General features: G+C 67.3%; 25 protein-coding genes. 15 read left to right on the top strand and 10 right to left on the bottom strand.

The features are described from left to right. Positions 1-76: 76 nt before the first annotated feature. Positions 77-724, top strand: coding sequence for a DUF47 domain-containing protein (locus tag AC3WR5_RS11365; RefSeq protein ID WP_141287535.1), 648 nt, complete (start codon positions 77-79; stop codon positions 722-724). A gap of 19 nt (positions 725-743) precedes the next feature. Continuing rightward, positions 744-1754 carry an inorganic phosphate transporter gene (locus AC3WR5_RS11360; RefSeq protein WP_141287534.1) on the top strand — a complete coding sequence of 337 codons (1011 nt, stop codon included), beginning with the start codon at positions 744-746 and terminating at the stop codon, positions 1752-1754. Positions 1755-1796: 42 nt separating this feature from the next. Here AC3WR5_RS11360 and AC3WR5_RS11355 read toward each other — a convergent pair whose 3' ends face one another. Beyond that, positions 1797-2258: a hypothetical protein gene (locus tag AC3WR5_RS11355; protein ID WP_492484387.1), complete on the bottom strand. Its 462-nt coding sequence runs from the start codon at positions 2256-2258 to the stop codon at positions 1797-1799. Beyond that, entirely contained in the window at positions 2255-2806 is a 552-nt protein-coding gene (locus tag AC3WR5_RS11350; RefSeq protein WP_492484385.1) for a GNAT family N-acetyltransferase, read from the bottom strand. The genes AC3WR5_RS11355 and AC3WR5_RS11350 overlap by 4 nt, the downstream gene beginning before the upstream one ends. A gap of 269 nt (positions 2807-3075) precedes the next feature. Between AC3WR5_RS11350 and rpsP the strand changes: the two genes are divergently transcribed. From rpsP to AC3WR5_RS11320, 6 genes are all read left to right on the top strand, one after another. Further along, on the top strand, positions 3076-3333 hold the full coding sequence (gene rpsP / locus AC3WR5_RS11345) for a 30S ribosomal protein S16 (protein ID WP_492484599.1): 258 nt from the start codon (positions 3076-3078) through the stop codon (positions 3331-3333). A gap of 20 nt (positions 3334-3353) precedes the next feature. Continuing rightward, on the top strand, positions 3354-4040 hold the full coding sequence (rimM, locus tag AC3WR5_RS11340) for a ribosome maturation factor RimM (RefSeq protein WP_492484383.1): 687 nt from the start codon (positions 3354-3356) through the stop codon (positions 4038-4040). 54 nt (positions 4041-4094) lie between these two features. Further along, positions 4095-4847 (top strand): tRNA (guanosine(37)-N1)-methyltransferase TrmD, encoded by a 753-nt coding sequence (gene trmD / locus AC3WR5_RS11335; protein ID WP_492484381.1) that lies wholly within the window; start codon positions 4095-4097, stop codon positions 4845-4847. Between the two features lie 120 nt (positions 4848-4967). After that, the gene (rplS, locus tag AC3WR5_RS11330) at positions 4968-5321 is read left to right on the top strand and encodes a 50S ribosomal protein L19 (protein WP_141287537.1); all 354 of its coding nucleotides are present in this window, start codon (positions 4968-4970) and stop codon (positions 5319-5321) included. Positions 5322-5476: 155 nt separating this feature from the next. After that, positions 5477-6172, top strand: a complete 696-nt coding sequence (locus tag AC3WR5_RS11325; RefSeq protein ID WP_492484597.1) for a CoA pyrophosphatase — start codon at positions 5477-5479, stop codon at positions 6170-6172. 67 nt (positions 6173-6239) lie between these two features. Continuing rightward, positions 6240-7235, top strand: a complete 996-nt coding sequence (locus AC3WR5_RS11320; protein ID WP_492484379.1) for a CobD/CbiB family protein — start codon at positions 6240-6242, stop codon at positions 7233-7235. A 2-nt stretch (positions 7236-7237) separates the two neighbouring features. Here the strand turns inward: AC3WR5_RS11320 and rsgA are convergent, their stop codons facing one another. Both rsgA and AC3WR5_RS11310 read right to left on the bottom strand, forming a co-directional pair. Then, a complete protein-coding gene (rsgA, locus tag AC3WR5_RS11315; RefSeq protein WP_492484377.1) occupies positions 7238-8179 on the bottom strand; it encodes a ribosome small subunit-dependent GTPase A in 942 nt (313 codons plus the stop codon). After that, positions 8176-9453, bottom strand: coding sequence for a M48 family metallopeptidase (locus AC3WR5_RS11310; protein WP_492484375.1), 1278 nt, complete (start codon positions 9451-9453; stop codon positions 8176-8178). Before AC3WR5_RS11310 ends, rsgA begins: the two co-directional genes overlap by 4 nt. Before the next feature lie 55 nt (positions 9454-9508). On the opposite strand from AC3WR5_RS11310, the gene orn reads away from it, so the two are divergent. Continuing rightward, entirely contained in the window at positions 9509-10069 is a 561-nt protein-coding gene (orn, locus tag AC3WR5_RS11305; protein WP_141287525.1) for an oligoribonuclease, read from the top strand. Between the two features lie 94 nt (positions 10070-10163). Here orn and AC3WR5_RS11300 read toward each other — a convergent pair whose 3' ends face one another. Beyond that, positions 10164-11204, bottom strand: coding sequence for a quinone-dependent dihydroorotate dehydrogenase (locus AC3WR5_RS11300; protein WP_492484373.1), 1041 nt, complete (start codon positions 11202-11204; stop codon positions 10164-10166). Positions 11205-11383: 179 nt separating this feature from the next. Here AC3WR5_RS11300 and rpiA point away from each other — a divergent pair, with 179 nt between their 5' ends. Both rpiA and AC3WR5_RS11290 read left to right on the top strand, forming a co-directional pair. Then, positions 11384-12046, top strand: a complete 663-nt coding sequence (rpiA, locus tag AC3WR5_RS11295; RefSeq protein ID WP_141290797.1) for a ribose-5-phosphate isomerase RpiA — start codon at positions 11384-11386, stop codon at positions 12044-12046. Between the two features lie 137 nt (positions 12047-12183). Then, positions 12184-12378: a hypothetical protein gene (locus tag AC3WR5_RS11290; protein ID WP_141290799.1), complete on the top strand. Its 195-nt coding sequence runs from the start codon at positions 12184-12186 to the stop codon at positions 12376-12378. A gap of 32 nt (positions 12379-12410) precedes the next feature. Here the strand turns inward: AC3WR5_RS11290 and mnmC are convergent, their stop codons facing one another. The 5 genes from mnmC to earP all read right to left on the bottom strand — a co-directional run bounded on the left by mnmC (position 12411) and on the right by earP (position 18306). Then, on the bottom strand, positions 12411-14435 hold the full coding sequence (gene mnmC, locus AC3WR5_RS11285) for a bifunctional tRNA (5-methylaminomethyl-2-thiouridine)(34)-methyltransferase MnmC2/FAD-dependent 5-carboxymethylaminomethyl-2-thiouridine(34) oxidoreductase MnmC1 (protein ID WP_492484370.1): 2025 nt from the start codon (positions 14433-14435) through the stop codon (positions 12411-12413). Then, entirely contained in the window at positions 14432-15406 is a 975-nt protein-coding gene (locus tag AC3WR5_RS11280; RefSeq protein ID WP_492484368.1) for a heme-dependent oxidative N-demethylase subunit alpha family protein, read from the bottom strand. Before AC3WR5_RS11280 ends, mnmC begins: the two co-directional genes overlap by 4 nt. A gap of 79 nt (positions 15407-15485) precedes the next feature. After that, complete coding sequence (locus tag AC3WR5_RS11275) at positions 15486-16364, bottom strand: glycosyltransferase family 2 protein (protein WP_492484366.1); 879 nt, start codon at positions 16362-16364, stop codon at positions 15486-15488. Positions 16365-16452: 88 nt separating this feature from the next. Beyond that, positions 16453-17007: an elongation factor P gene (gene efp / locus AC3WR5_RS11270; RefSeq protein WP_141288116.1), complete on the bottom strand. Its 555-nt coding sequence runs from the start codon at positions 17005-17007 to the stop codon at positions 16453-16455. Positions 17008-17217: 210 nt separating this feature from the next. After that, a complete protein-coding gene (gene earP / locus AC3WR5_RS11265; RefSeq protein WP_492484364.1) occupies positions 17218-18306 on the bottom strand; it encodes an elongation factor P maturation arginine rhamnosyltransferase EarP in 1089 nt (362 codons plus the stop codon). Between the two features lie 77 nt (positions 18307-18383). Between earP and AC3WR5_RS11260 the strand changes: the two genes are divergently transcribed. The 4 genes from AC3WR5_RS11260 (at position 18384) to AC3WR5_RS11245 (ending at position 22650) form a co-directional block, all read left to right on the top strand. Next, a complete protein-coding gene (locus AC3WR5_RS11260; RefSeq protein ID WP_492484362.1) occupies positions 18384-20471 on the top strand; it encodes an excinuclease ABC subunit UvrC in 2088 nt (695 codons plus the stop codon). Continuing rightward, positions 20458-21078, top strand: coding sequence for a hypothetical protein (locus AC3WR5_RS11255; RefSeq protein WP_231011351.1), 621 nt, complete (start codon positions 20458-20460; stop codon positions 21076-21078). The genes AC3WR5_RS11260 and AC3WR5_RS11255 overlap by 14 nt, the downstream gene beginning before the upstream one ends. A gap of 59 nt (positions 21079-21137) precedes the next feature. Beyond that, positions 21138-21704 (top strand): CDP-diacylglycerol--glycerol-3-phosphate 3-phosphatidyltransferase, encoded by a 567-nt coding sequence (gene pgsA, locus AC3WR5_RS11250; RefSeq protein WP_141288119.1) that lies wholly within the window; start codon positions 21138-21140, stop codon positions 21702-21704. Between the two features lie 88 nt (positions 21705-21792). Continuing rightward, positions 21793-22650, top strand: coding sequence for a DMT family transporter (locus AC3WR5_RS11245; RefSeq protein WP_231011352.1), 858 nt, complete (start codon positions 21793-21795; stop codon positions 22648-22650). Positions 22651-22663 lie beyond the last annotated feature (13 nt).

Genomic DNA, 22663 nt, shown 5'->3' with positions numbered 1-22663 from the left:
TTGTCGCGCCGGCTGCCCATTCATCGGGCCTGCTGCCGGGCGGCTGCGAACCCCGCGCACCCATCAGGAGATCCGGATGATTTTCGGCAAGCTGTTGCCCCAGGACGGCAACTTCTTCGAGCTGTTCAACGAACACGGCAAGTACATCGCCGAAGGTGCGCGCGCCTTCCTGGCCATGATCCAGTACTACGACACGCCGGATCTGCGCGAGAAATACGCGGGCGAGGTGGATGCCAACGAGCATGCCGCCGACAAGGTCACGACCGAGGTCAACCGGCTGCTGCACCGCACCTTCATCACGCCGATCGACCGCGAGCAGATCCACAGCCTGATCAATGCGATGGACGACATCATCGACCTGATGCAGGACTCCTGCGAGGTGATGGCGCTGTACGACGTGCAGCGAGTCAACGAGGACGTGCGCCGGCTGGGTGAGATTTCGCTGAAGTGCTGCGAGCGCGTCCAGCATGCGGTGACGCTGCTGCCCAGGCTGAACCAGGCCGAGGTGACCGAGGCCGCGCTGAAGACCTGCGAGGAAATCGACCGCCTGGAGTCGGACGCCGACCGGGTGATGCGCAGCGCGATGTCACGCCTGTTCCGCGAGGAGCAGGACACCCGCGAACTGATCAAGATGAAGGCCATCTACGAGCACCTGGAGACCATCTCCGACCGCTGCGAAGACGTGGCCAACCTGATCGAGGGCATCGTCCTCGAGAACTCCTGAACGGCGAGGCGCAGTTCGCATGGCATCGGTTTCGATAGCGCTGTGGGTCGTCGGCTTGCTGGTGATCCTGGCACTGCTGTTCGACTTCATGAACGGCTTCCATGACGCGGCGAATTCCATTGCCACCGTCGTTTCCACCGGCGTGCTCAAGCCGCAGCAGGCGGTGTTGTTCGCGGCCTTCTTCAACGTGGTGGCCATCGGCATCTTCCAGCTGAAGGTGGCCAGCATGATCGGCAAGGGCATCGTCGAGCCCGGCGTGGTGGACCACCACGTGGTGTTCGGCGCACTGATCGGCGCCATCACCTGGAACGTGATCACCTGGTGGTACGGCATTCCGTCGTCCAGCTCGCACGCGCTGATCGGCGGCATCATGGGTGCGGTGATGGCCAAGGCCGGTGTCAGCAAGCTGATTGCGGGTGGCATCCTGAAGACGGTGCTGTTCATCTTCGTCTCGCCGCTGCTGGGCTACCTGTTCGGCTCCCTGATGATGGTGGCCGTTGCCTGGATCTTCAGGCGAACCTCACCGATCAAGGTCGACCGATGGTTCCGCCGCCTGCAACTGGTTTCGGCCGGGCTGTATTCGCTGGGCCACGGCGGCAACGATGCACAGAAGACCATCGGCATCATCTGGATGCTGCTGGTGGCCGGCGGCTACATGGCGAGCGACGCCAGCGCCCCGCCGACCTGGGTGATCTTCTGCTGCTACATCGCCATTGGCGCTGGCACCATGTTCGGCGGCTGGCGCATCGTCAAGACCATGGGTCAGCGGCTGACCAAGCTGAAGCCGGTCGGCGGCTTCTGTGCCGAGACGGGTGGCGCGGTGACGCTGTTCATTGCCACAGCGCTCGGCATCCCGGTGTCGACCACCCACACCATCACCGGTGCCATCGTCGGCGTAGGTTCGGTGCGCAGCCCGTCGGCGGTACGCTGGGGCCTGGCCAGCAACATTGTCTGGGCCTGGATCTTCACGATCCCTGCCGCGGCCTTCGTGGCCGGCATGTTCTACTGGCTCAGCATGTCGCTGTTCTGAATCGGCAGCTCAGCATCAAGTGGCTCGCTTCGGCGGGCCTTTTTACTTGCTGGCCTCGGCCTCGGCCTGCAGTTGTTGCCACTCGAAGAATTTCTGTCCGCCAAAGGCGATCGTGCCCATCAGCACCGCCCCGCCAATCAGCAGCGCGACGATCACGCCCAGCACAGGTCCCCAGGCGGTGGCCTGCATGGGTTGACCGGCGCCATGCCGCCCAGCCCAGCGCTCGTCCGGCGTCAGCCCGATGACGATGGCGCTGACCATGCCCCATGAGAGCATCAGTCCCAGGAAAGGGATCAGCACCCAGGACAGCATGTCGTCCTGGCCCAGGTTGCGCATGCGCACCACGCCAGCCAGGCCGACCAGGGTAGGCCACGGGTGCAGCCATGCCAGCCAGTCCTTGTGGCCGTAGAGGTAGAACCGCTGGGCGCCAAGCGCGCCGCCGGCCACGGCCAGCCAGGTCGCCAGTGTCTTGGACCGGGGCTGGCGCAGCGGCGCGGTGCTCATTGGCCGGCCGCCGGGGGCAGGCTGTCGCCGTTGCCCAGGGCTTTTTGCATCATCACCACGTCCAGCCAGCGTTCGAACTTCCAGCCTGCGCTTTTCAGCAGCCCGGTGTGCTCGAAGCCAGCGCGGCGGTGCACGCCGACCGAACCCAGGTTCTGGCTGTCACCGATCACCGCGACCATCTGCCGTGCGCCCAGCGCCTGGCAGCGCGCCATCAACTCGGCCAGCAGCAGCGAGCCCAGGCCCTGGCCGCGGGCGTCCGGGTGCAGGTAGATCGAATCCTCGACGCAGAAGCGGTAGGCGCGGCGCGGCCGGAAGTGGTTGGCGTAGGCATAGCCCAGCACCTGCGCGCCGCGCTCTGCCACCAGCCAGGGCAGTCCCTTGCCCAGCACGTCAGCCCGGCGCTTGCCCATCTCGGCTTCGTCCTGCACTTCCAGCTCGAAGGTGCCGGTGCCGTTCAGCACAGCCTCGGCGTAGATCGCGGTGATCTGGGGCAGGTCGGCGTCGGTGCTCGGGCGGATCAACAGGCGGGCAGATGAAGGCTCGGACATGGCAACTTGGATGTTTCTGTTCAGCCGCTTATAATCTCATGTTTCGGTCACGGTCGACGTCTTGGCGCGCGCTTGTTCTGGCAACTCCAGGGGGGCGCACAACGCGGGATGCACGGCGTATCTACGGGGCCGGAAAAACATGCAACGTGCCGCACGTTGGCGAGGGGTTTCGGGTGAAACACCATCGTGTGCGGCAGATGGCCAGCTTTGTCTTGCGGTGTCTCCTGGGCAAACGGTCGACCTTATTTTTGATCCTGAAGGAACGACAAATGGTCGTGATTCGTCTTGCTCGTGGCGGCTCCAAGAAGCGCCCGTTCTACAACATCGTCGTCGCTGATTCGCGCGTCCGCCGTGACGGCCGCTTCATCGAGCGCGTCGGGTTCTACAACCCGATGGCCAAGGAAAGCGAAGAGGGCCTGCGCGTCGCCCTCGACCGCGTGGCCTACTGGCAAGGCACCGGCGCCCAAGCCTCGGAAACCGTGACGCGTCTGCTGTCCACGGCCAAGGCCAAGGTCGTCGCGGCCTGATGGCCGTTGCCGGCGAACGCATGAGTCCGATGCCGTCTCAAGACCTCTCGGACGCGGTCGCCTGGCCCGAGGATGCCATCGAAGTCGGTCGCATCCTCGACGCCTGGGGCATCAAGGGCGGGTTCAAGGTCCAGCCTTTTTCCGCCGATCCCCAGGCCCTGTTTTCCTCCCGCCGCTGGTTCCTGAAACCTGCCGCGGAAACGGCGCGCCGCCCCACGGGTGTGCCGCCGGTAGGCAAGGCTGCCAGCAAGCTGGCTTCGGCCGCCGCTGCGGCCAAGCCCGCGAAGGTGACAGCTGCTGCGGTCACGCCTTTGCCCTCGCTGCTGAAGATCACCCACGCCAAGGAGCAGGGTGACGTGGTGGTCGCCCAGGCCCAGGAAGTGCTGGATCGCAATGCGGCAGAGGCCTTGCGCGGCGCCAGGGTGTTTGTCTCGCGCAGCAATTTCCCCACGGCCGACAGCGACGAGTTCTACTGGATCGACCTGATTGGCCTGAACGTCGTCAACCGCGAAGGCGAATCGCTCGGCGTCGTTTCCGACCTGATCGAAACCGGGCCGCATTGCGTGCTGCGCATTCGGCGTGACGACGCGACGCCCGAGATGAAACCCGACGAGGCCGAGCGCCTGGTCCCGTTCGTCGCCGCCTTCATCGACAACGTGGACCTGCCCGGTCGCCGCATCACGGTCGACTGGGGCCTGGACTACTGAGGCCGCTGGCGCAGCCGCCAAGCGCTGCGTCTCTTTCTTCGCGCCGGAGCCTGCATGCGGTTCGACGTCATCACGCTGTTCCCCGACCTGTTCGGCCCGTTCCTGCAGCAGGGCATCACGCGCCGCGCATTTGAGTCGGGCCAGGTGGATGTGCGCCTCTGGCCGCTGCGTGACTTTGCCGACGACAACTACCGCCGCGTCGACGACCGGCCCTATGGCGGAGGCCCCGGCATGGTGATGCTGGTCGAGCCGTTGGAGCGGGCCCTGGCGGCGGTGCGTGCGCAGGCCGGCGCGGCGCCGGTGATCCACTTCAGCCCGACCGGCCGCAAGATCGACCAGGCCTTGCTGCGCGAGATGGCCGGCGGCGCTGGCGCCGTGCTGCTGTGCGGCCGCTACGAAGGCATTGACCAGCGTTTCCTGGACCGCCACGTGGACCTGGAGCTGAGCCTGGGCGACTTTGTGCTGTCCGGCGGGGAATTGCCTGCGCTGGCGCTGCTGGATGGCATTGCGCGCCTGCAGGCCGGCGTGCTGTCGGATGCGCGCTCGCATGAGCAGGACAGCTTCGAAGATGGCCTGCTGGACTGTCCGCACTACAGCCGGCCTGAGCAGTTGAGCACCCCGGAGGGCAACAGCCTGCCGGTGCCGCCGGTGCTGCTGTCAGGCCACCATGCGCAGATCGCCCAATGGCGGCGCGAGCAATCGCTGCAGCTGACGGCACGGCGCCGGCCGGACCTGATTGCTGCAGCCAGGGCGGCTGGGCGCCTGTCCAAGGCAGATGAGCGGTTCCTGGCAACGCTTGTGCTATGATCAAAGGCTTTTCGATCCTCTGCCGGGCGAAATTGACAAGCAACAGGGGCCTTTTCCTGTTGCGGGCGGCTTCGATGCGCCACACACCAACCGCGCCGGCATGATCCTTTGGAGAACCCTGTGGACCTGATCCAAACCCTTGAGCAAGAAGAAATTGCTCGCCTGAACAAGACCATTCCGGTGTTCGCCCCTGGCGACACCGTGATCGTCAGCGTGAACGTCGTCGAAGGCACCCGCAAGCGCGTGCAGGCCTACGAAGGCGTCGTGATTGCCAAGCGCAACCGCGGCCTGAACTCCAGCTTCATCGTGCGCAAGATCTCCAGCGGCGAAGGCGTGGAACGCACGTTCCAGCTGTACAGCCCGCTGATCGCGTCGATCGAAGTGAAGCGCCGCGGCGACGTCCGCCGCGCGAAGCTGTACTACCTGCGCCAGCGTTCGGGCAAGTCGGCACGCATCAAAGAGAAGCTTTCCTGAGCATTGCTCAGCTGCAGCCCTCGGCTGCCTGCGGTCCAGCACCGCACACACAAAAGCCGCCGTCGAGCGGCTTTTGTTTTTTTCTGACGTAAGCTTCCCGGGTGACCGAATCCCAGCCCCCGGCGACCGTCTCGCCAGCCGAGCCTTCGGCGACCTTGTCCCGGCCCACGGCCATCCTGGACCCCAGTGCCTGCCCGGTGACGCGCAGCGACGCCGACCTGCCGCCAGTGCCTCCAGAGCGCCTGCAACCGGCCTGGCTGCGCCAGCATCTGGCCGCCAGGGCACACACCACGCCCTTCCTGCAAGGCGACGGTCCCAGGCCGGATTTCATGCCTGAGCGCAGTCCTGCCGCCGCTTCGGTGCTGGTGCCGTTGGTGCAGCGCCCGGACGGCCTGCAGGTGCTGCTGACGCGGCGCACCGCGCATCTGCGCTCCCACGCTGGCCAGATCAGCTTCCCCGGCGGCAGGCAGGAGCCCAGCGATGCCGACGTGGTCGCCACTGCGCTGCGCGAGGCGCAAGAGGAAATCGGGCTGCTGGCAAACGAGCTGGAAGTCATTGCGCGGCTGCCGGTGTATGCCACCGTGACGCGATTCCAGGTCACGCCCGTCGTGGCGCTGGTCTCGCCCGACCACACGCTGCAGCTGGACGCCTTCGAGGTGGCGGCAGCTTTCGAGGTGCCGCTGGCTTTCCTGATGACGCCGGCCCATCACCAGCACCACAGCTTCGACAACGGCGGCGTGCAGCGCCAGTTCCTGTCCATGCCCTGGCGGTCACCGGGTGGAGAGGAATACTTCATCTGGGGCGCGACCGCGGCAATGTTGCGCAACCTCTACCACTTGCTCGTCGTCTGACCCCGCCGGTAGATTCCGACTGCTGCCGCGACGGGAAACATACGGCCGGTGGTTATCATGCTCGGCGATGAGCTTTTTCGCCGTTCTCCTTGCGTTGCTGCTCGAGCAGATCAAACCCCTGCCTCGGGACAACTGGGTCCATGACGCGTTGGCTTCGTGGGTGCGGTGGGCCGGGCGCAATTTCGACGCCGGCAAGCCGCACCATGCCAAGGTCGTCTGGTTTGTCACCGTGATCCTGCCGGCCGCGCTGGCTGCCGGCCTGCACTGGGTGTTGGCGCGCTACATCAGCTTCATGCTGGCGTTGGCCTTCGACGTGACCATGCTCTACCTGACGCTGGGCTTCCGCCAGTTCAGCCACTTCTTCACCGACATCCGCGAAGCGCTGGAGCGCGGCGACGAGGACCAGGCGCGCCGGCTGCTGGCCGAATGGCGCCACCTGGACGCCAGCGAACTGCCGCGCACCGAACTGCTGCGCCACGTGATCGAGCATTCGCTGCTGGCCGCGCACCGTCACGTGTTCGGCGTGTTCTTCTGCTACGTGGTGTTCTCCGCACTGGGCCTGGGTCCGGCGGGTGCTGTGGCCTACCGCATGGCCGAGTTCGCCAGCCGCTACTGGACCTACGAGAGCCGCTCGCTGGGCCTGGCGGTCAACGAAGGCTTGCGCGACCTGTCGCAGCAGCTGTTCAGCCTGATCGACCACGTGCCGGCGCGGCTGACGGCCTTCGGCTTTGCAGTCGTTGGCAACTTCGAGGAAGCCGTCGCCGGTTGGCGGCGCGATGCCGAGCTGTGGAAGCGGGCCAACGAAGGCATCATCCTGGCCGCTGCGGCGGGCGCCGTGGGTGTGCAGCTGGGGGGCGCGACCGCACCGGGCGTCACGCCCGACCGGTCGATGAGCTTCTCTGCTGGCGCTGCCGAGACCGATGCGGCCGACGCCACCGGCTCCACGCCTGGCCTGCCGCCACAGCTGGGCCACCTGGGCAGCGTGGTCGGCCTGGTGTGGCGCTCGGTCGTACTGTGGATGCTGCTGCTGGCGCTGCTGAAGCTGGCGAACCTGATCGGCTGAACTCAGCCCTTTTGCTGACCTTCCGACAACTCGGCCCACAGGCCCTCGTACAGCCGGTAGCGTGACGGGCTGATCTCGCCGCGCTCCACCGCATTGCGCACGCCGCAGCCCGGTTCGTGCAGGTGGGTGCAGTTGTAGAAGCGGCACTCGCCCAGGTGCTTGCGCAGGTCTGGCATCAGCTCAGGCAGGCGCTGGGGCGTGATGTGCATCAGGCCGAATTCCTGGAAACCGGGTGAATCGAGCAGCGCGCCGCCGTTCGTGCGGTCGTCTGCGTCCAGCCAGTACCAGGTCGTCGTCGTCGTCGTGTGGCGGCCGGCATTCAGCGCCTGCGAAATCTCGCCGACCTGGGCCTGCGCCTGCGGCAACATCAGGTTGATCAAGGTGCTCTTGCCCATGCCGCTGGCGCCCAGCACCAGCGTGGTCTTGCCGGCCAGGGCCGGCGTGAGCAGCGCGATGGAAGCTTCAGGCTGCGTGGTGAGCGCCGTCTCCAGCACCGTGAAACCCATGGCCTTGTACGGCAGCAGGCGTTCGCGGGCCAGCGCTGCGGTCGGCAGGTCGATCTTGTTGAGCAGCAGCGTGGCGGAAATGCCGGCGTCTTCGGTGGCGATCAGCGCGCGCGTGAGCTGCGATTCGCTGAACATCGGCTCGCCCGACAGCACCACCAGCAACTGGTCCAGGTTGGCGGCGAAGGACTTGCTGCGCCATTCGTCCTGGCGCATCAGCAGGTTGCGCCGCGGCACCAGCGCTTCGACCACCGCTTCGTCGCCTGCGGGCTGCCACTGCACCCGGTCACCCACCACACAGGCGGACTTTTTGCCGCGTGCATGGGCCAGCATGCGCTCGCCCGAAGGGGTTTCGATCACCACGTGGCGCCCGTGCGCGCCGACCACCAGCGCGGTGTCGCCGGTCGCCGCCGCCTTGGCCTTGCTGCCTGCGGGCTTCATGTGCGCGCCAGCGCAGCCAGGCGCTCGGAGGCGGGTGGATGCGAGTAGTAGAAGCGGGCGTAGATCGGGTCTGGCGTCAGCGTCGAGGCGTTGTCCTCGTAGAGCTTCAGCAGCGCGGACGACAGCTGGCGGCCGCTGGCCTGTTGGCAGGCATAGGCATCGGCCTGGAACTCGTCCTTGCGCGAGGAATGCGCCATCAGCGGGGCGACGAAGAACATCAGCGGCGGCGTGGCCAGCATGAACAGTAGCAGCGCCAGCGCGTTGTTGGGAGCCGCCTGGACATCGACCAGATTGGGTGTGACGCCCAGGCCTTGGTAGAAACCGGCCTGGCCAGCCAGCCAGCCCAGCGCGGCCATGCCCAGCCCGCTCATCGCGATCACGGTCCACATGCGGTTGCGCACATGGCGGTGGTGGAAATGGCCCAATTCATGGGCTAGCACGGCTTCCACCTCGGCCGGCTGCAGGCGCTCCAGCAGCGTGTCGAAGAAGACCACCCGCTTGGCGCGGCCCATGCCGGCGAAATACGCGTTGCCATGCGCCGAGCGGCGGCTGCCGTCCATCACGAACAGGCCGCGCGACTGGAATCCGCAGCGCTGCATCAGCGCCTGCACGCGCTCGGCCAGCTCGTTGTCGGCCAGTGGCTTGAATTTGTTGAAGATCGGGGCGATGACGGTCGGGTACAGCACCTGCATCAGCAGCATGAAGCCCACCATCAGCCCCCAGGCCCACAGCCACCACCAAGTCCCGGTGGCGGCCATCACCCACAGCACGGTAGCCAGCAGCGGCAGGCCGATCACGGCGCCCAGCAGCGTGCTCTTCAGCATGTCGGCCAGGAACAGCCCCGGCGTGATGCGGTTGAAGCCGAAGCGCTGCTCCAGGCGGAAGGTGCGATACCACTCGAAGGGCAGGTCCAGCAGACCGCTGATCAGCCCGAAGCCGGCAAACAAGGCCAACTGGTAGGCCATGCCCCCCCAGTGCGGCGCGATCCAGTCGCGCAGGAAGCCGTTCAGCAGGTCCAGCCCGCCCAGCAGCGTCCAGCCCAGCAGCGTGAGCGCGCCAAAGGCCTCGGTCAGCAGGCTGAAGCGGTTGCGGGCGACGGTGTAGTCGGCTGCCTTCTGGTGCGCCGGCAACGGGATCACCGCGTCGAACGGCGCAGGCACCGCTTCGCGGTGCTGGTGCACATGGCGCATCTGGCGCGAGGCGAGCCAGAACTTGACGCCCAGCGAAGCGAGCAGGGCGGCACAAAAGGCCAGGGAAACGACGGCGGCTTGCATGGGGGCGAAGTGTATGTTGTCGGACAATGGCAGCCGCCCCGTATCAAGGAATCCCATGAGCACCGACACGCTGAGCAAGAACGACCAGAACCTGATCTGGATCGACCTGGAAATGACGGGCCTGAAGCCTGAGTCGGACCGCATCATCGAGATCGCGGTTGTCGTGACCGATCCGCAACTCACCGTGCGCATCGAAGGCCCGGTCTTCGCAGTCCATCAGAGCGACGCGGTGCTGGATGGCATGGACGCCTGGAACAAGGGCACGCATGGCCGCAGCGGGCTGATTGATCGCGTCAAGGCTTCGACCATCAGCGAAGCCGAGGCTGAAGCGCGTGTGATCGAGTTCCTCGCCGCCTATGTGCCGGCCGGCAAGAGCCCGATGTGCGGCAACTCGATCTGCCAGGACCGGCGGTTCCTCGCCAACTACATGCGCGGCCTGGAAGCCTTTTTCCACTACCGCAACCTGGATGTCAGCACCTTGAAGGAACTGGCGCGGCGCTGGAAGCCGGCGGCGATGGAAGGCTTCAAGAAGGCCCAGGCGCACACCGCACTGGCGGACATCAACGAGTCCATCGACGAACTCATCCACTACCGCACCCACCTCCTCGCGGTCTGAGGCACCCGGCTTCGTGAGTACCCGAAGCCACCCGCCGAGCGGGTGGCGGGGCCGCTTGGGAGCGGCCCGGCGCTGGCCCAGCTGACGGCCGCGTTCAGCCGTGGGCCATCGCGCTGGCCGCCTCGGTCACCAGCGGCGGGCCGGCGTAGATGAAGCCGGTGTAGACCTGCACCAGGTCGGCGCCGGCCGCCAGCTTGGCGCGGGCGTCCTCGCCACTCATCACGCCGCCGGCGCCGATGATGGGGAAGCCGGCGCCGAGTTCGCTGCGCAGCGCGCGGATCACCTGGTTGCTCATCTCGCGCACCGGCTTACCCGAAAGGCCACCGGTTTCCTCGGCGTGGCGCAGGCCCTTGACGGCGTCGCGGCTCAGTGTGGTGTTGGTGGCGATCACGCCGTCCATGCCGTGCTTCTTCAGCGTCGCGGCAATCACGCGGATCTGCGTTTCGTCCAGGTCCGGCGCGATCTTCAGGAACACCGGCACGCGCCGGCCATGCTGCGTGGCCAGTTCGGCCTGGCGCGCCACCAGCGCGCCTAGCAGGCCGTCCAGCGCTTCGTCGCTCTGCAGCGCACGCAGGTTCTTGGTGTTGGGGCTGGAGATGTTGACGGTGACGTAGTCGGCATGCGGGTACACGCCGGCCAGGCCGATCAGGTAGTCGTCCACCGCGTTCTCGATCGGCGTGCTGGCGTTCTTGCCGATGTTCAGGCCCAGCACGCCACCGCCGGCGCGGAAGCTGTGGGCGCGGCGCACGTTGGCGATGAAGGCGTCCAGGCCGTCGTTGTTGAAGCCTAGGCGATTGATCAGCGCCTGCTGCTCGGGCAGACGGAAAATGCGCGGCCTGGGGTTGCCCGGCTGCGCCTTGGGCGTGACCGTTCCGACCTCGATGAAGCCGAAGCCCATTGCGCCAAACCCGTCTATGCAGCGGCCGTTCTTGTCCAGCCCTGCGGCCAGGCCCAGCCGGTTCGGGAAGCGCAGCCCGGCAACCGTCACCGGGTCCGCCACTCTACGCTGTGACCAGGCCAGCCGCGCGGGGGTGTGCTGCAGCCTGGCAATGCTGTCCAGCGTCAGTTCGTGGGCGCACTCCGGATCCAGGCCGAACAGGAACGGGCGGGTCAGGGCGTAGGGAATCAGGGCCATGGACGAGGGCGGGCAATGCGGTGAACGGGGCCGCGATTGTCTCAGACGGGGTGTTCTTGGCGCCCCCAGGGCCGGGCTGCGCCCAGCCCGCCCCCCGTGGGGGTCAAGGAACCTTGGGGCGGCCCTGCGGTTCCTCGCGCCTCGGGGCTTGCCTGGAGGTGGCGGCGATAATCGCGCCCATGACGCAAGACGAATTGAAGGCCCTGGTTGGCCAGGCCGCTTTGGCCTATGTGGTGCCTGGCAGCATCGTTGGGGTGGGCACCGGCTCCACCGTGAACTGTTTCATCGACGCGCTGGCGACGATGAAGGACCAGATCCGCGGCGCGGTGTCCAGCTCGGTCAAGAGCACCGAGCGGCTGCTGGCGCATGGCATCCCGGTGCTGGAAGCCAGCGAGGTCGAATCGCTGCCGGTCTACATCGACGGTGCGGACGAAATCGACCCGCAAGGCAACATGATCAAGGGTGGCGGTGCGGCGCTGACGCGCGAGAAGATCGTGGCCGACCTGGCCGAGCGCTTCATCTGCATAGCCGACGCATCCAAGCTGGTTGACGTGCTGGGACGCTTCCCTCTGCCGGTCGAGGTCATTCCGATGGCCGCCGCCCAGGTCGCTCGCCGCTTTGCCAAGGCCTACGGCGGGCAGGCGACGGTGCGCGAAGGTGTGTTGACCGACAACGGCAACCTGATCCTGGACGTGCGCGGCCTGCAGATCCGCGAGCCGCTGGCGATGGAAGCCGAGGCCACGCTGTGGCCGGGCGTCGTGACCGTGGGCATCTTCGCGCGCCACAAGGCCGCAGTCTGCCTGCTGGGCACGCCAGAAGGTGTGCGCACGCTGCAGTTCTGAACGTCTTCGGCCCAGCAAACCCGGGCTTGCAGGGCCCGTGCATTCCGGCGTTTTCAGGCCGTGGGTGTATCGTCGGGCCGACACCGTTCGCACGATCCCACCGTGCGGGCGTTTTTCTCAGATCAAAGGATTCACTGATGGCCACTCCGAACTATTCCTACGAAAAGCGCCAACGTGAACTTGCGAAGAAGCGCAAGAAGGAAGAGAAAGCCCAGCGCAAGGCCCTGGGCCTGCCGCCGGAACCTGAAGACGGCGAGGCGGAGGCCGGCGCCGAGGGTGGACCCGCAGAAGGCGGCGCACCCGCCGCGGAAGGTGGCTCACCCGCCGCCTGAACATCCAGGCAGGGCGACTACTCGCTCTGCCTTCAGCTGCCGCGCCTTGCGGCCCGCGCCACGAAGCGCGCCGGGTCGATCGCATCCAGCAGGCTGGACGACAGCGGCACCGGTGCGCCGGTGATCCACGCAGCCAGCACCTCGCCCAGCAGCGGCGACAAGGTGATGCCGCGCGAACCCAGCGCGGTCAGCAGGTAGAGCCCCGGCACCCGGGGCACCTGCCGGGGCTGCTCCAGCCGGCGATGGCCGACGAGCAGTTCGGCTGGCAGCGGCACCGGACCGATCACAGGCATGCGGTCATCCGCAGTCAGCCGCCAACCCACGCGACCTCCCAGCGTCGGCGCCATCTGTTCGCGCATGGCCACTTCCGTGTCCGACGCTTCGCGGCCCAAAAGTCGGTCCAGCTGGGCCAGGTTCGCCAGATGATCTGCCTCACGCGGCGAGGCGTCATGGTCGGTCTCGTCGCTCAGCTGGTTGGTTGCACCGCACAGCAGTCCGGCCGGCCCGAGGTCCAGCAAATACGCACCGCTGGCCACCGGATGGGCTGGCGCTGCAAGGCCCAGCGCGGCGGCCTGCCGGCGATCCAGCTGCGTGACCTGGCCGCGGCGGCGGTTCAAGGTCCAGCTCGTGTGATCGGTCCACGGCGCCAGCAATGGCAGCGCATCTGCCGCGCCAGCCAGCACCACCACATCGGCCTCGGCCAGGCTCTGGCCTTGCATGTCCTGCGCGCGCCAGCGGGCATCCTGCCGGCCGAGCCTGGCAACGGCCTGGCCGGTGCGCAGCGTCACGCCAGGCGTGGCCAGCCAGTGCCGCACCAGTGCGGCCGGGGCTACCCAGCCGCCGCCGGGATACCACCAGCCTGGCCCGGGCAAGTCCACTTGTGCCAACGCTGATGCCTGCGCGATCGACAGCGCCTGCACATACGCCGCAGGCAGGCCCTGGTGCTCGGCCATGGCCAGCATCGCGGGCAGGTCTTGCTCGGTGCTGCCGGTGCGCACCAGGCCGTCTGCCCGGCCTGGCAACTGGCTACTGGCGAGCAGCGGTGCCAGCACTTGGGCAGCACGCAGCGCGGCGGCCCGCAGCAACTGCGCGTGCGCGCCGTCCTGCGGATGCAGCACACCGTGGAACAGCCCGGCTGCGTTGCCCGAGGTTTCGCTGGCGGGTGCGGGCTGGCGCTCCAGCACGGTCACCTGCAGGCCTTGACGTGCCAGCGCCGCTGCAGCCGAAGCACCGGCCAGGCCGGCGCCGATGACCAGCGCCTGGGCGGGCCGCGCGCTGCGCGGGGGCAGCGCGGCGCCGCGGCGGCCAGGCGGTGGTGCGAGCAGGCGCGCAGGCGCATCTGGCAGTGGGCGACGGCGCGCGCTCAGCATGTCGCGCTTGGTGCCGAAACCGGGGCGCCGTTCCGGCACGAAGCCGGCGGCGGACAGGCCGTCGCGAACCGGGCGAGCCCAGGTCCAGGTGGCGAGCGTGGTGTCGGCCGTGCCCAGGCGGCTGCACTGACGCCACAGCGCCGGCTCCCACATCGCGGGGTTGTTGGCGGGCGAAAAGCCGTCGAGGTAGAACGCATCGACCAGCGCCACCCATTCGGACATCCAGGTCACCACGTCGCCCAGGGCCAGCAGCAGTTGCACCCGGCCTTGCTCGAAGCTCAGCGTGTGCATGTCCGGCGTGGCGGGTGGCCATTGGGCCAGCAGTTCGGCGGCCAGTGCGGGCTGCGGGCAGGCGGCGTGCGCCTGGGCCAGGTCTTCGCGCCGGGCCGGGTGTTTCTCGACCGAGAGGAAGACCAACTGGTCGCAGCGCGCCGGATCTTCGCGCCACGCGGCCCAGGTGGCGAGGAAGTTGTTGCCCAGGCCGAAGCCGGTTTCCAGGATCACGAAGCGCGTGCGGCCCTGCCAGCGCGCCGGCAGGTCGTTGCCGGCCAGGAAGACATGGCGCGCCTGCTGCCAGGCGCCAAGGCGCGCATGGTAGGCGTCGCCGAAGTCGGGCGCGTAGGCCTGGCCCGGGTGTGCAGGGTCGTTGAAGACGATGTGCGCCTGCTGCAGTGGCTCGGTCTTCACGGCTCAGCAGCTTGCTTGTCGCAGAAGGCCAGCAGGCGGGCCTGGGCACTCGCCAGCCCGCGGTAGGCCAGCACGGCAGGGCTCATGGTCGCGATGGCAGCGCGCAGCAGCGCGGCCTTGCGGGGATCGGCCACCGCTTCGCAGAGCGGCTGGGTCTGCACGTGGATGGTGAACACGGCTTGCTGCAAGTCGGGCAGTGGCAGGAAGGTCTGGCGTTCGGTGCGGAACCAGGCCAAGGCGGCGAGTTGGTCTGCATCTGCGTGCTCGGGCCAGCCGATGGGTGTCTCGCCTGTGGCCTGCGCTGCAGCCAGGCGGCCGGGGTGCTGGTCCAGCAGGGCGTGCGGCGTGATGTTCCAGACGAAACGCTCCCAACGCTCCGGACCGCAGACCATGCGCAGCAGGTGCTCGCCGGCGGCCACCAGCACCCGGTTGTCAGCCACCGGCGCATGCACCTCGGCGAAGTGCCGGCCCAGCTTGTCGGCCGGCGCCCAGTGCGAAGGCAGGGCCACGGCCAGCCAGGGCAGGGCGGCGCGGCTGCCGTCGACGATGGCCAGGTCTTCTTCCAGTGCCAGTGCAAGCAGCCCGGCCAGGCGCCATTCAGCAGACAAGGCTTGCAGGCACGGGTGGACTTCAGGCGACGACGTGTCTGTCGGCGGCAGCAAATCCCCCTGGCCATTCACCGCCACACCCAGCCAGCGCGCCTGAAGTCCACCGTCTGGCAGCGCCGTGAACGCGTCCGGATGCTCCGCGGCGAGCTGCGCCACCACGGCTGCCAGCGCCGGGCCGGAATCGAAGCCCTCGATCTGCATCAATGCTGCCAACGGCGTGCTGCTCAGCACGCGCAGCTTTGCCGCCAGGTGATGCGTGCCGGGCCGGTTGGGGCTGAACTGCCGCGCGCCGGGCGCCAGGCGGCGCAGGCCGGGTTGCATGCGAAACGGGGCGGTGACGGCGTGGTCGAAATCGAAGGCCATGGGCAACGGGATGGACAAGAAAAAGCACCCGAGAAGGCGCCGGCATGATCGCGGGGATCCGGCTCGGCGGTTAGGTGGCTCAGGTCTGCGGCGTTTTGTCAGTGCCTGCCTGCACCAGCTGTGCCAGACGCGCGATCTCCTGTTGCAGCAAGGGCTGGCGGCGTTGCAGGCTCAGCTCGCGCTGGTGGTTCTGGTTGTGCGCGCGGAACTTGTTTTCGGCGTAGTGGTACTTGATCTCCGGCTTGTTCTGGCCGATGCCGCCGCGGCCGCGCGCGGCCTTGTGCTGGTATTCCTCCAGCGTCTTGCCGTAGTAGTGGTTCAGCTGGGCCACCGAAAATTCGATGCGCCGCGAGCGCCCCGGCATCTCCATCGTCTCCATTGGCAGCCCGGAGGCATGCACCACCCGGCCTTGCGTGCGCCACAGGTGGATCTGCGCGGGCGGCAGCGCGGCCGCCACGCGCACAAAGCTTTTCACATGGTGCTGGACCGGGAAATCGTCGGCCGCGGCCATCTGGAAGCGTTCGGTCACCGGGCGGGGGTCGTAGGTCGCGAGACCGTTGTCACCGAACAGCCGCCAGTTGACGACGACCACGCCTATGCCCGGATCGGCATGGTGATCGGCAAGGAATTCAGCCACCGTTTCGTGCTGATGCAGCACCAGGAACTCATCGGCATCGATGAACAGCATCCAGTCGGTTTCGGACCGGGACAGCGCGTCGGCATAGGCGGTGGTCTGCGGCGATTCAGTGGCACCCAGCGACCACTGGCGCCTTTCCAGCAGGCCGTGCTGCTGCAGCGGTGCGAGCAGGGCTGCGGTGTCGTCGTCGCTGTCGTTGTCGTAGATGACGATCCGGTCAAAGCCCAGCAGCCGGTGATAGGCCACCCATTCGAGCAGGTAGCGCCCTTCGTTTTTCGCGATCAGGCACAGGGTGCAACTCGCGCGGTTCGCAGCGTTCATGGGTGACAGCGAGAAGGCTAGAAGCGGGGGCACCAAGACAAAGGGCACCCGAAGGTGCCCTGATGATGCCGTTGAATCCGAAAAAGGATCAGACGCGCTTGCGGTATTCGTGGGTGCGGGTGTCGATTTCGATCTTGTCGCCGTTTTCCACGAACAGCGGCACGGCGATCTCGAAACCGGTGCCGACGATCTTGGCCGGCTTCATGACCTTGCCCGAAGTGTCGCCCTTGACGGCCGGCTCGGTTTCGATCTCGCGCACCACGCTGGTGGGCATTTCGACCGAGATGGCCTTGCCGTCGTAGAACACCACTTCGACGGTCATGCCGTCTTCCAGGTACGAGATCGCGTCGCCCATGTTCTCGGCTTCGACTTCGAACTGGTTGTACTCGTCGTCCATGAAAACGTACATCGGCTCGGCGAAGTAGGAGTAGGTGCAGTCCTTCTTGTCGAGGACGATCTGGTCCATCTTGTCGTCGGCCTTGAAGACGGTTTCAGCGCCGAAGCCGCTGAGCAGGCTCTTCATCTTGATGCGCACGGTGGCAGCACCGCGGCCGCCGCGGCTGTATTCGGTCTTGAGCACGACCATCGGGTCCTTGCCCTGCATGATGACGTTGCCGGCGCGGATTTCCTGAGCGAGTTTCATGGTGATATTCCAGTAAGGGCGGCGCCACGCTGCACAGGGCACCCAAATGCATCGGGTGCGCGCCATGCCTGCAAAGCCGGGGTGCTGAAGCGTCTGAAGCTTGCCAGCCATTCCCGATCCACAGGACATCGCAGGGCCTGCGGCGCCGCGTGAGAGTTAGGGTTGTCGGAAATCCAGGCCGCCGGGCTGATTTCCGCAAAGCCTTGAATTTTAACGCTTTCCAGCGACGAAATCGAGCAGCTGCTCGACAAGAGGGGGCTGGCCGAACAAATGTGCACGCCAATGCAGTGCTGCCGCCTGCCAGTCGGGCAGCGCTGGCAGGGCCGGAAAAGGCCCTGCCGGCGCCAGGCCGTTCCAGGCCCACATGGCCTGCCGCACCTGGGTGGCCAGTGCTTCCGGTGTAGCAGCCAGGTGCTGTTCCAGGAAGGCGGCCAGCTTGCCGGCATGCACGCCATCGTCCTGCGGGTAGATCTGCCACAGAAAGGGCCGGCCAGCCCACTGCGCGCGCACAAAGGAATCTTCGCCGCGCACCAGGTTCAGGTCGCAGGCCCACAGCAGCCGGTCATATTCGGGCTGGCTGAGCCAGGGCAGGGGCTGCCAGCGCAGGTTGGCCGGCAGCGCCAGGCCATCGCAGCCTTCGGTCGCCGGGCCGGGCGCCGTCAGCAGCAGCGTGGGCTGTTCGGTCAGGCGGGTGAGCAGGGGCTGCAGTTGCGGGTTCTCGTAGCAGAACAGGCTGACCAGGCGCTCATCCGGTCGCGGCGCAATGCCGTGTGCGGCCAGCCAGGTTGCGGCGTCGAATCTTGCCTGCTCGGCGTCCAGGCCGGGTTCACGCAGCAGCCCACCGGTTGCCGCGGTGAAGCCCGGGTAGAAAAACCATTTGTCCAGCCACAGGTCATCGGCGAGGCGCTGCGGCGAGCGCAGGCGATGCGAGCGCTCGACGTAGGCTTCGGCGCTGAGGTATTCGAGGTTGATCCAGACGGGCGCCCGGCCAGCGGCCGCGGCCTGGGCGATGCGGTCTTTCAAGGCAGGCGGCGGGTCGCAGCCGAAGGCTTCGACGACGACATCGCCCGGCGAGCCGTCGAACAGTGCCGGAAGGTGCTCACCCGTCGGCCAGGGCAGGACCTGCAAGCCGGGCGGCGGACCGTCGGGTGCCATCCAGCGCAGTGCGCGTTCGTCGTCCAGCCACAGCCGCACGTGGTGGCCGCGGGCGACCAGGTCGCGCGCCAGCCGCCAGCACACCCCCAGGTCGCCATGGTTGTCGATCACGCGGCAGAGCAGGTCCCAATCCCATCGCGGCATGCGGCGCATTATCGGCAGGGCCTGCCAGGTCCACCACGCAGTGAACGGCACAATGCGCAGCCTAGCCTTCGCCACCCATGACGTCCCAGGATTCCGACCCTTCCGTTCCAGGCGCAGCCGATCTGCCACCAGTCGCGCTGCCAGCGCCGCCATCTCCCGTCGATGCAGCCGAGCAGCGCGCCCGCTTGCTGCTCGAAGTGGCGGCGCTGCCTGGCTTGCCCGGCGTGTACCGCTATTTCGACGCCCACGGCGGCGTGCTGTATGTGGGCAAGGCACGCGACCTGAAGCGCCGCGTGTCCTCGTATTTCCAGAAGGACCACGGCGGCACGCGCATTGGCGTGATGGTCTCGCGCATCGTGCGCATGGAGACCACGGTGGTGCGCAGCGAGGCCGAGGCGCTGCTGCTGGAAAACAACCTGATCAAGGCGTTGAACCCGAAGTTCAACATCTTGTTCCGGGACGACAAGAGCTACCCGTACCTGAAGATCACCGGCGCCCGCGGGCCGGACGGCGGGCTGGTGCCGCAGGCCCAGCGTTTCCCGCGTGTCGCGTATTACCGCGGCGCGGTGGACCGCAAGCACCGCTATTTCGGCCCCTACCCGAGCGCCTGGGCGGTCAAGGAAACCATCCAGCTGATCCAGAAGGTCTTCCGGCTGCGCACCTGCGAAGACACGGTCTTCAACAACCGCTCTCGGCCCTGCTTGCTGTACCAGATCCGGCGCTGCTCCGGGCCTTGCGTGGGCCTGGTCTCGAACGAGGACTACGCCCGCGACGTGCGTGACGCCGAGCGTTTCCTGCTGGGCGAGCAGCAGCAGGTGGTGGACGAGTTGCAGTCTCAGATGATGGCCTACGCCGAGATGCTGGCCTTCGAAAAGGCGGCCGAGCTGCGCAATCGCATTGCCGCGCTGGCCAAGGTGCAGCACCAGCAATCGGTCGACGAAAGCAGCCTGTCCAGCACCGGCAAGGACGTTGACATCCTGGCCGTCAAGGTGGCTGGCGGCCGGGCCTGCGTGAACCTGGCCATGGTGCGCGGCGGTCGCCATCTTGGCGATCGGGCGTTTTTCCCGACGCATGTGGAAGAAGCCATTGCGCTGGCGGCCGAAGAGGCCACGGCGGAAGTCGTCGAGGCGGCGGCGGACGATACCGAGGCAGGTAGCGCGCCAGTGGAGCCGTTGGAGCTGCTGACGGCCGAGCAACAGGTGCTGCAGGCCTTCATGGCGCAGCACTACCTGGGCACCGCGCCGCCGCCGTTGCTGGTGCTCAGCCACCCGGTGCAGCGCACGCTGCTGCAGGCGCTGAGCACGCAGGCGGGCATCAAGCTCAATGCGCTGCACCAGCCGCGCGAGCAGCGCCGCATCTGGCTGGACATGGCGATCAAGGGCGGCGAACTGGCGCTGGCGCGGTTGTTGGCCGAAGAGGGCTCGCAGCGCGAACGCACGCGGGCGCTGGTCGACGCGCTGGACCTGGCGGTCGACAACCTGGAGCTGTTCCGGGTCGAGTGTTTCGACATCAGCCACACGGCCGGCGAGGCCACGCAGGCCTCCTGCGTGGTCTACGAGGACCACAAGATGCAGAACAGCCTTTACCGACGCTTCAACATCGAAGGCATCACCGGCGGCGACGACTACGCCGCAATGCGCCAGGTGCTGACGCGCCGCTACGAGAAGCTGGCCGCGCTGGTGGCCGAAGGCCCGCTGCCGCCGGACGCCAAGACGCGGCTGCCGGACCTGGTGCTGGTGGACGGTGGCCGCGGCCAGGTGGCGATGGCACGCGAGGTCTTCCAGTCGCTGGGGCTGGACCTGTCGCTGATCGCTGGCGTGGAAAAAGGCGAGGGCCGCAAGGTTGGGCTGGAAGAGCTGGTGTTTGCCGACGGGCGCGAGAAGCTGACGCTGGCGCCGGACTCGGCTGCGCTGATGCTGGTGGCGCAGATCCGCGACGAGGCGCACCGCTTCGCCATCACCGGCATGCGGGCCAAGCGTGCCAGCGTTCGGACCGGCGGCAGCAAGCTGGAAGACATTCCAGGCGTGGGGCCGAAAAAGCGTGCGAAGCTGCTGCAGCGCTTTGGCGGGGTGCGCGGCGTGGCCCAGGCCGGCGTCGACGATCTGGTCACGGTCGAAGGCATTTCGAGGGATTTGGCGGAGGAGATCTACCGTGCATTGCATTGAGCCGCAAGACGACGACGAGATGCCTGGCGACACGGCCGATGTTGCCGATCCCGGGGCCTGGCGCATCAGTCCCGGCGCGTGGCGCGGCGGCTGGGCCACCACCATCAGCGTCACGATGATGGCCGGCCTGGTCACCAGCTTGCCAGGCGTGCTGACCGGTTGCACCACGCTACTGCCCGCCCCTGTGCCCAGCACCGAGGCAGCCGAGGCCACCAGGAGCGGCAAGGCGGTGGACGCGCCGGTGGCGGGCAACGCTTCGCCCTCCGTGCCGCTGCCGCCAGCCCGGAACTGGGACGAATACCGCGAGCGGGCCGCGCGCAGGCTGGTCGAAGCCAACCCGGAGCGCATCTACCACGGGGCGGTGCCCGAACCCTTGCTGGCCATTCCGGTGTTGGAGATCGAGTTGAAGGCCGATGGCCAGGTGGTCCACATCAATGTCCTGCGCCAGCCCAGCCAGGCCAGGGACACGGTGAAGATCGCGATGGATGCGGTGTACAAGGCAGCACCCTATGGCGACGTGCACAAGCTGCCCAAGCCATGGAAGTTCACCGAAGTCTTCCTGTTCAACGAAGACCGCCAGTTCAAGCCGCGCACGCTGGATCAGTGACATCCCGAGATTGAGGTGTGTCGCCCGCGGCAGGCACCAAATGCAGGCAGAATCGACAGATGTTTTTCACGATACCGACGTTGTTGACATGGGCCCGCATCGTGGCCATTCCGCTGATCGTCGGTGTGTTCTACCTGCCGTGGGAGGCGCCCACGCGCAACCTGCTGGCCACGGTGATGTTCATCGTGTGCGCGCTGACCGACTGGCTGGACGGCTACCTGGCGCGCAGGCTGAACCAGAGTTCGTCGTTTGGCGCCTTCCTGGATCCAGTGGCCGACAAGTTCCTGGTCTGCGCGGCCTTGCTGGTGCTGGTCGAACTCGGCCGCGTGCATGCGCTGATCGCACTGGTCATCATCGGCCGCGAGATCGCCATTTCTGCCTTGCGCGAGTGGATGGCGCAGATTGGCGCTTCGCGCAGCGTCGCGGTGCACATGCTGGGCAAGCTGAAGACGACGGTGCAGATGATCGCCATCCCGTTCCTGCTCTATGACGGCGAACTCTTCGGCCTGCTGCCCACGCGCATCTGGGGCACGGTGCTGATCCTGGTGGCCTGTGTGCTGACGATCTGGTCCATGGTGTACTACCTGCAGAAGGCATTGCCGGAGATCCGGGCCAAGGCCCGTTGAGCCTGCAGGGCGCCAGCGTTGGCGCTCTTTCCGCATGCGCCTCACGCCCTCTCCCGCACCTTCTGCGAACACTCGCCTGATTGCGGCGATGCCCTGGGTCTTCGTGCTGATCTGGAGCACCGGCTTCATCGTCGCGCGCTTTGGCATGCCGCACTCGCCGCCGCTGAGCTTCCTGGCCTGGCGCTACGCCTTGTCGGTGCTGGCCTTTGGCATCTGGGTCAGCGTTTCGGGTGCCAACTGGCCGCAGGGGCGGGCGCAGTGGGGTCACCTGGCGGTGACCGGCTTGCTGATGCAGGCGGGCTACCTCGGCGGCGTCTGGTCGGCCGTCAAGCTGGGCATGGGCGCTGGCACGATTGCGCTGCTGGTCGGCCTGCAGCCGGTGTTGACGGCGCTGTGGCTGGCCTCGCGCAGCGCTGCGGGGCCGGCGCGAAGCCCAGGTGCTGCGCGCAGGCAATGGCTGGGCCTGGGCTTGGGGCTGCTGGGGCTGTTCCTGGTGGTACGCCACAAGCTGGGCGCCGGTGAACTGCACGCGGCCAACCTGGCGCTCGCGCTGCTGGCGCTGGCCGGCATCACCGTGGGCACCTTGTATCAAAAAGCCCATGTGGCGGCTTGCGACGTGCGCAGCGCGGGACTGGTGCAGATGGGCGCTGCTTTCCTCGTCACCTTGCCGCTGGCGCTGCTGGAGCCCGAGGTCATGGACTGGGGCTGGCCGTTGGTGGCGTCCATGGCCTGGTCGGTTGGCGTGCTGACGCTGGGCGGCAGTTCCTTGCTCTACCTGCTGATACAGCGCGGTGCGGCGACGCAGGTCACCAGCCTGATGTACCTGGTGCCGCCTTGCACGGCCTTGATGGCCGCGCTGCTGTTTGGCGAGCCGCTGAGTGCCGACATGCTGGCCGGCATGGTGCTGACGGCGCTGGGCGTGGCGCTGGTCGTGCGGCAGCCCTGAAGGCTTGACGAAG

The sequence above is a fragment of the Ideonella sp. FW305-24 genome (genome assembly GCF_058788035.1).
This window is presented reverse-complemented; position numbering and strand designations above follow the sequence as displayed.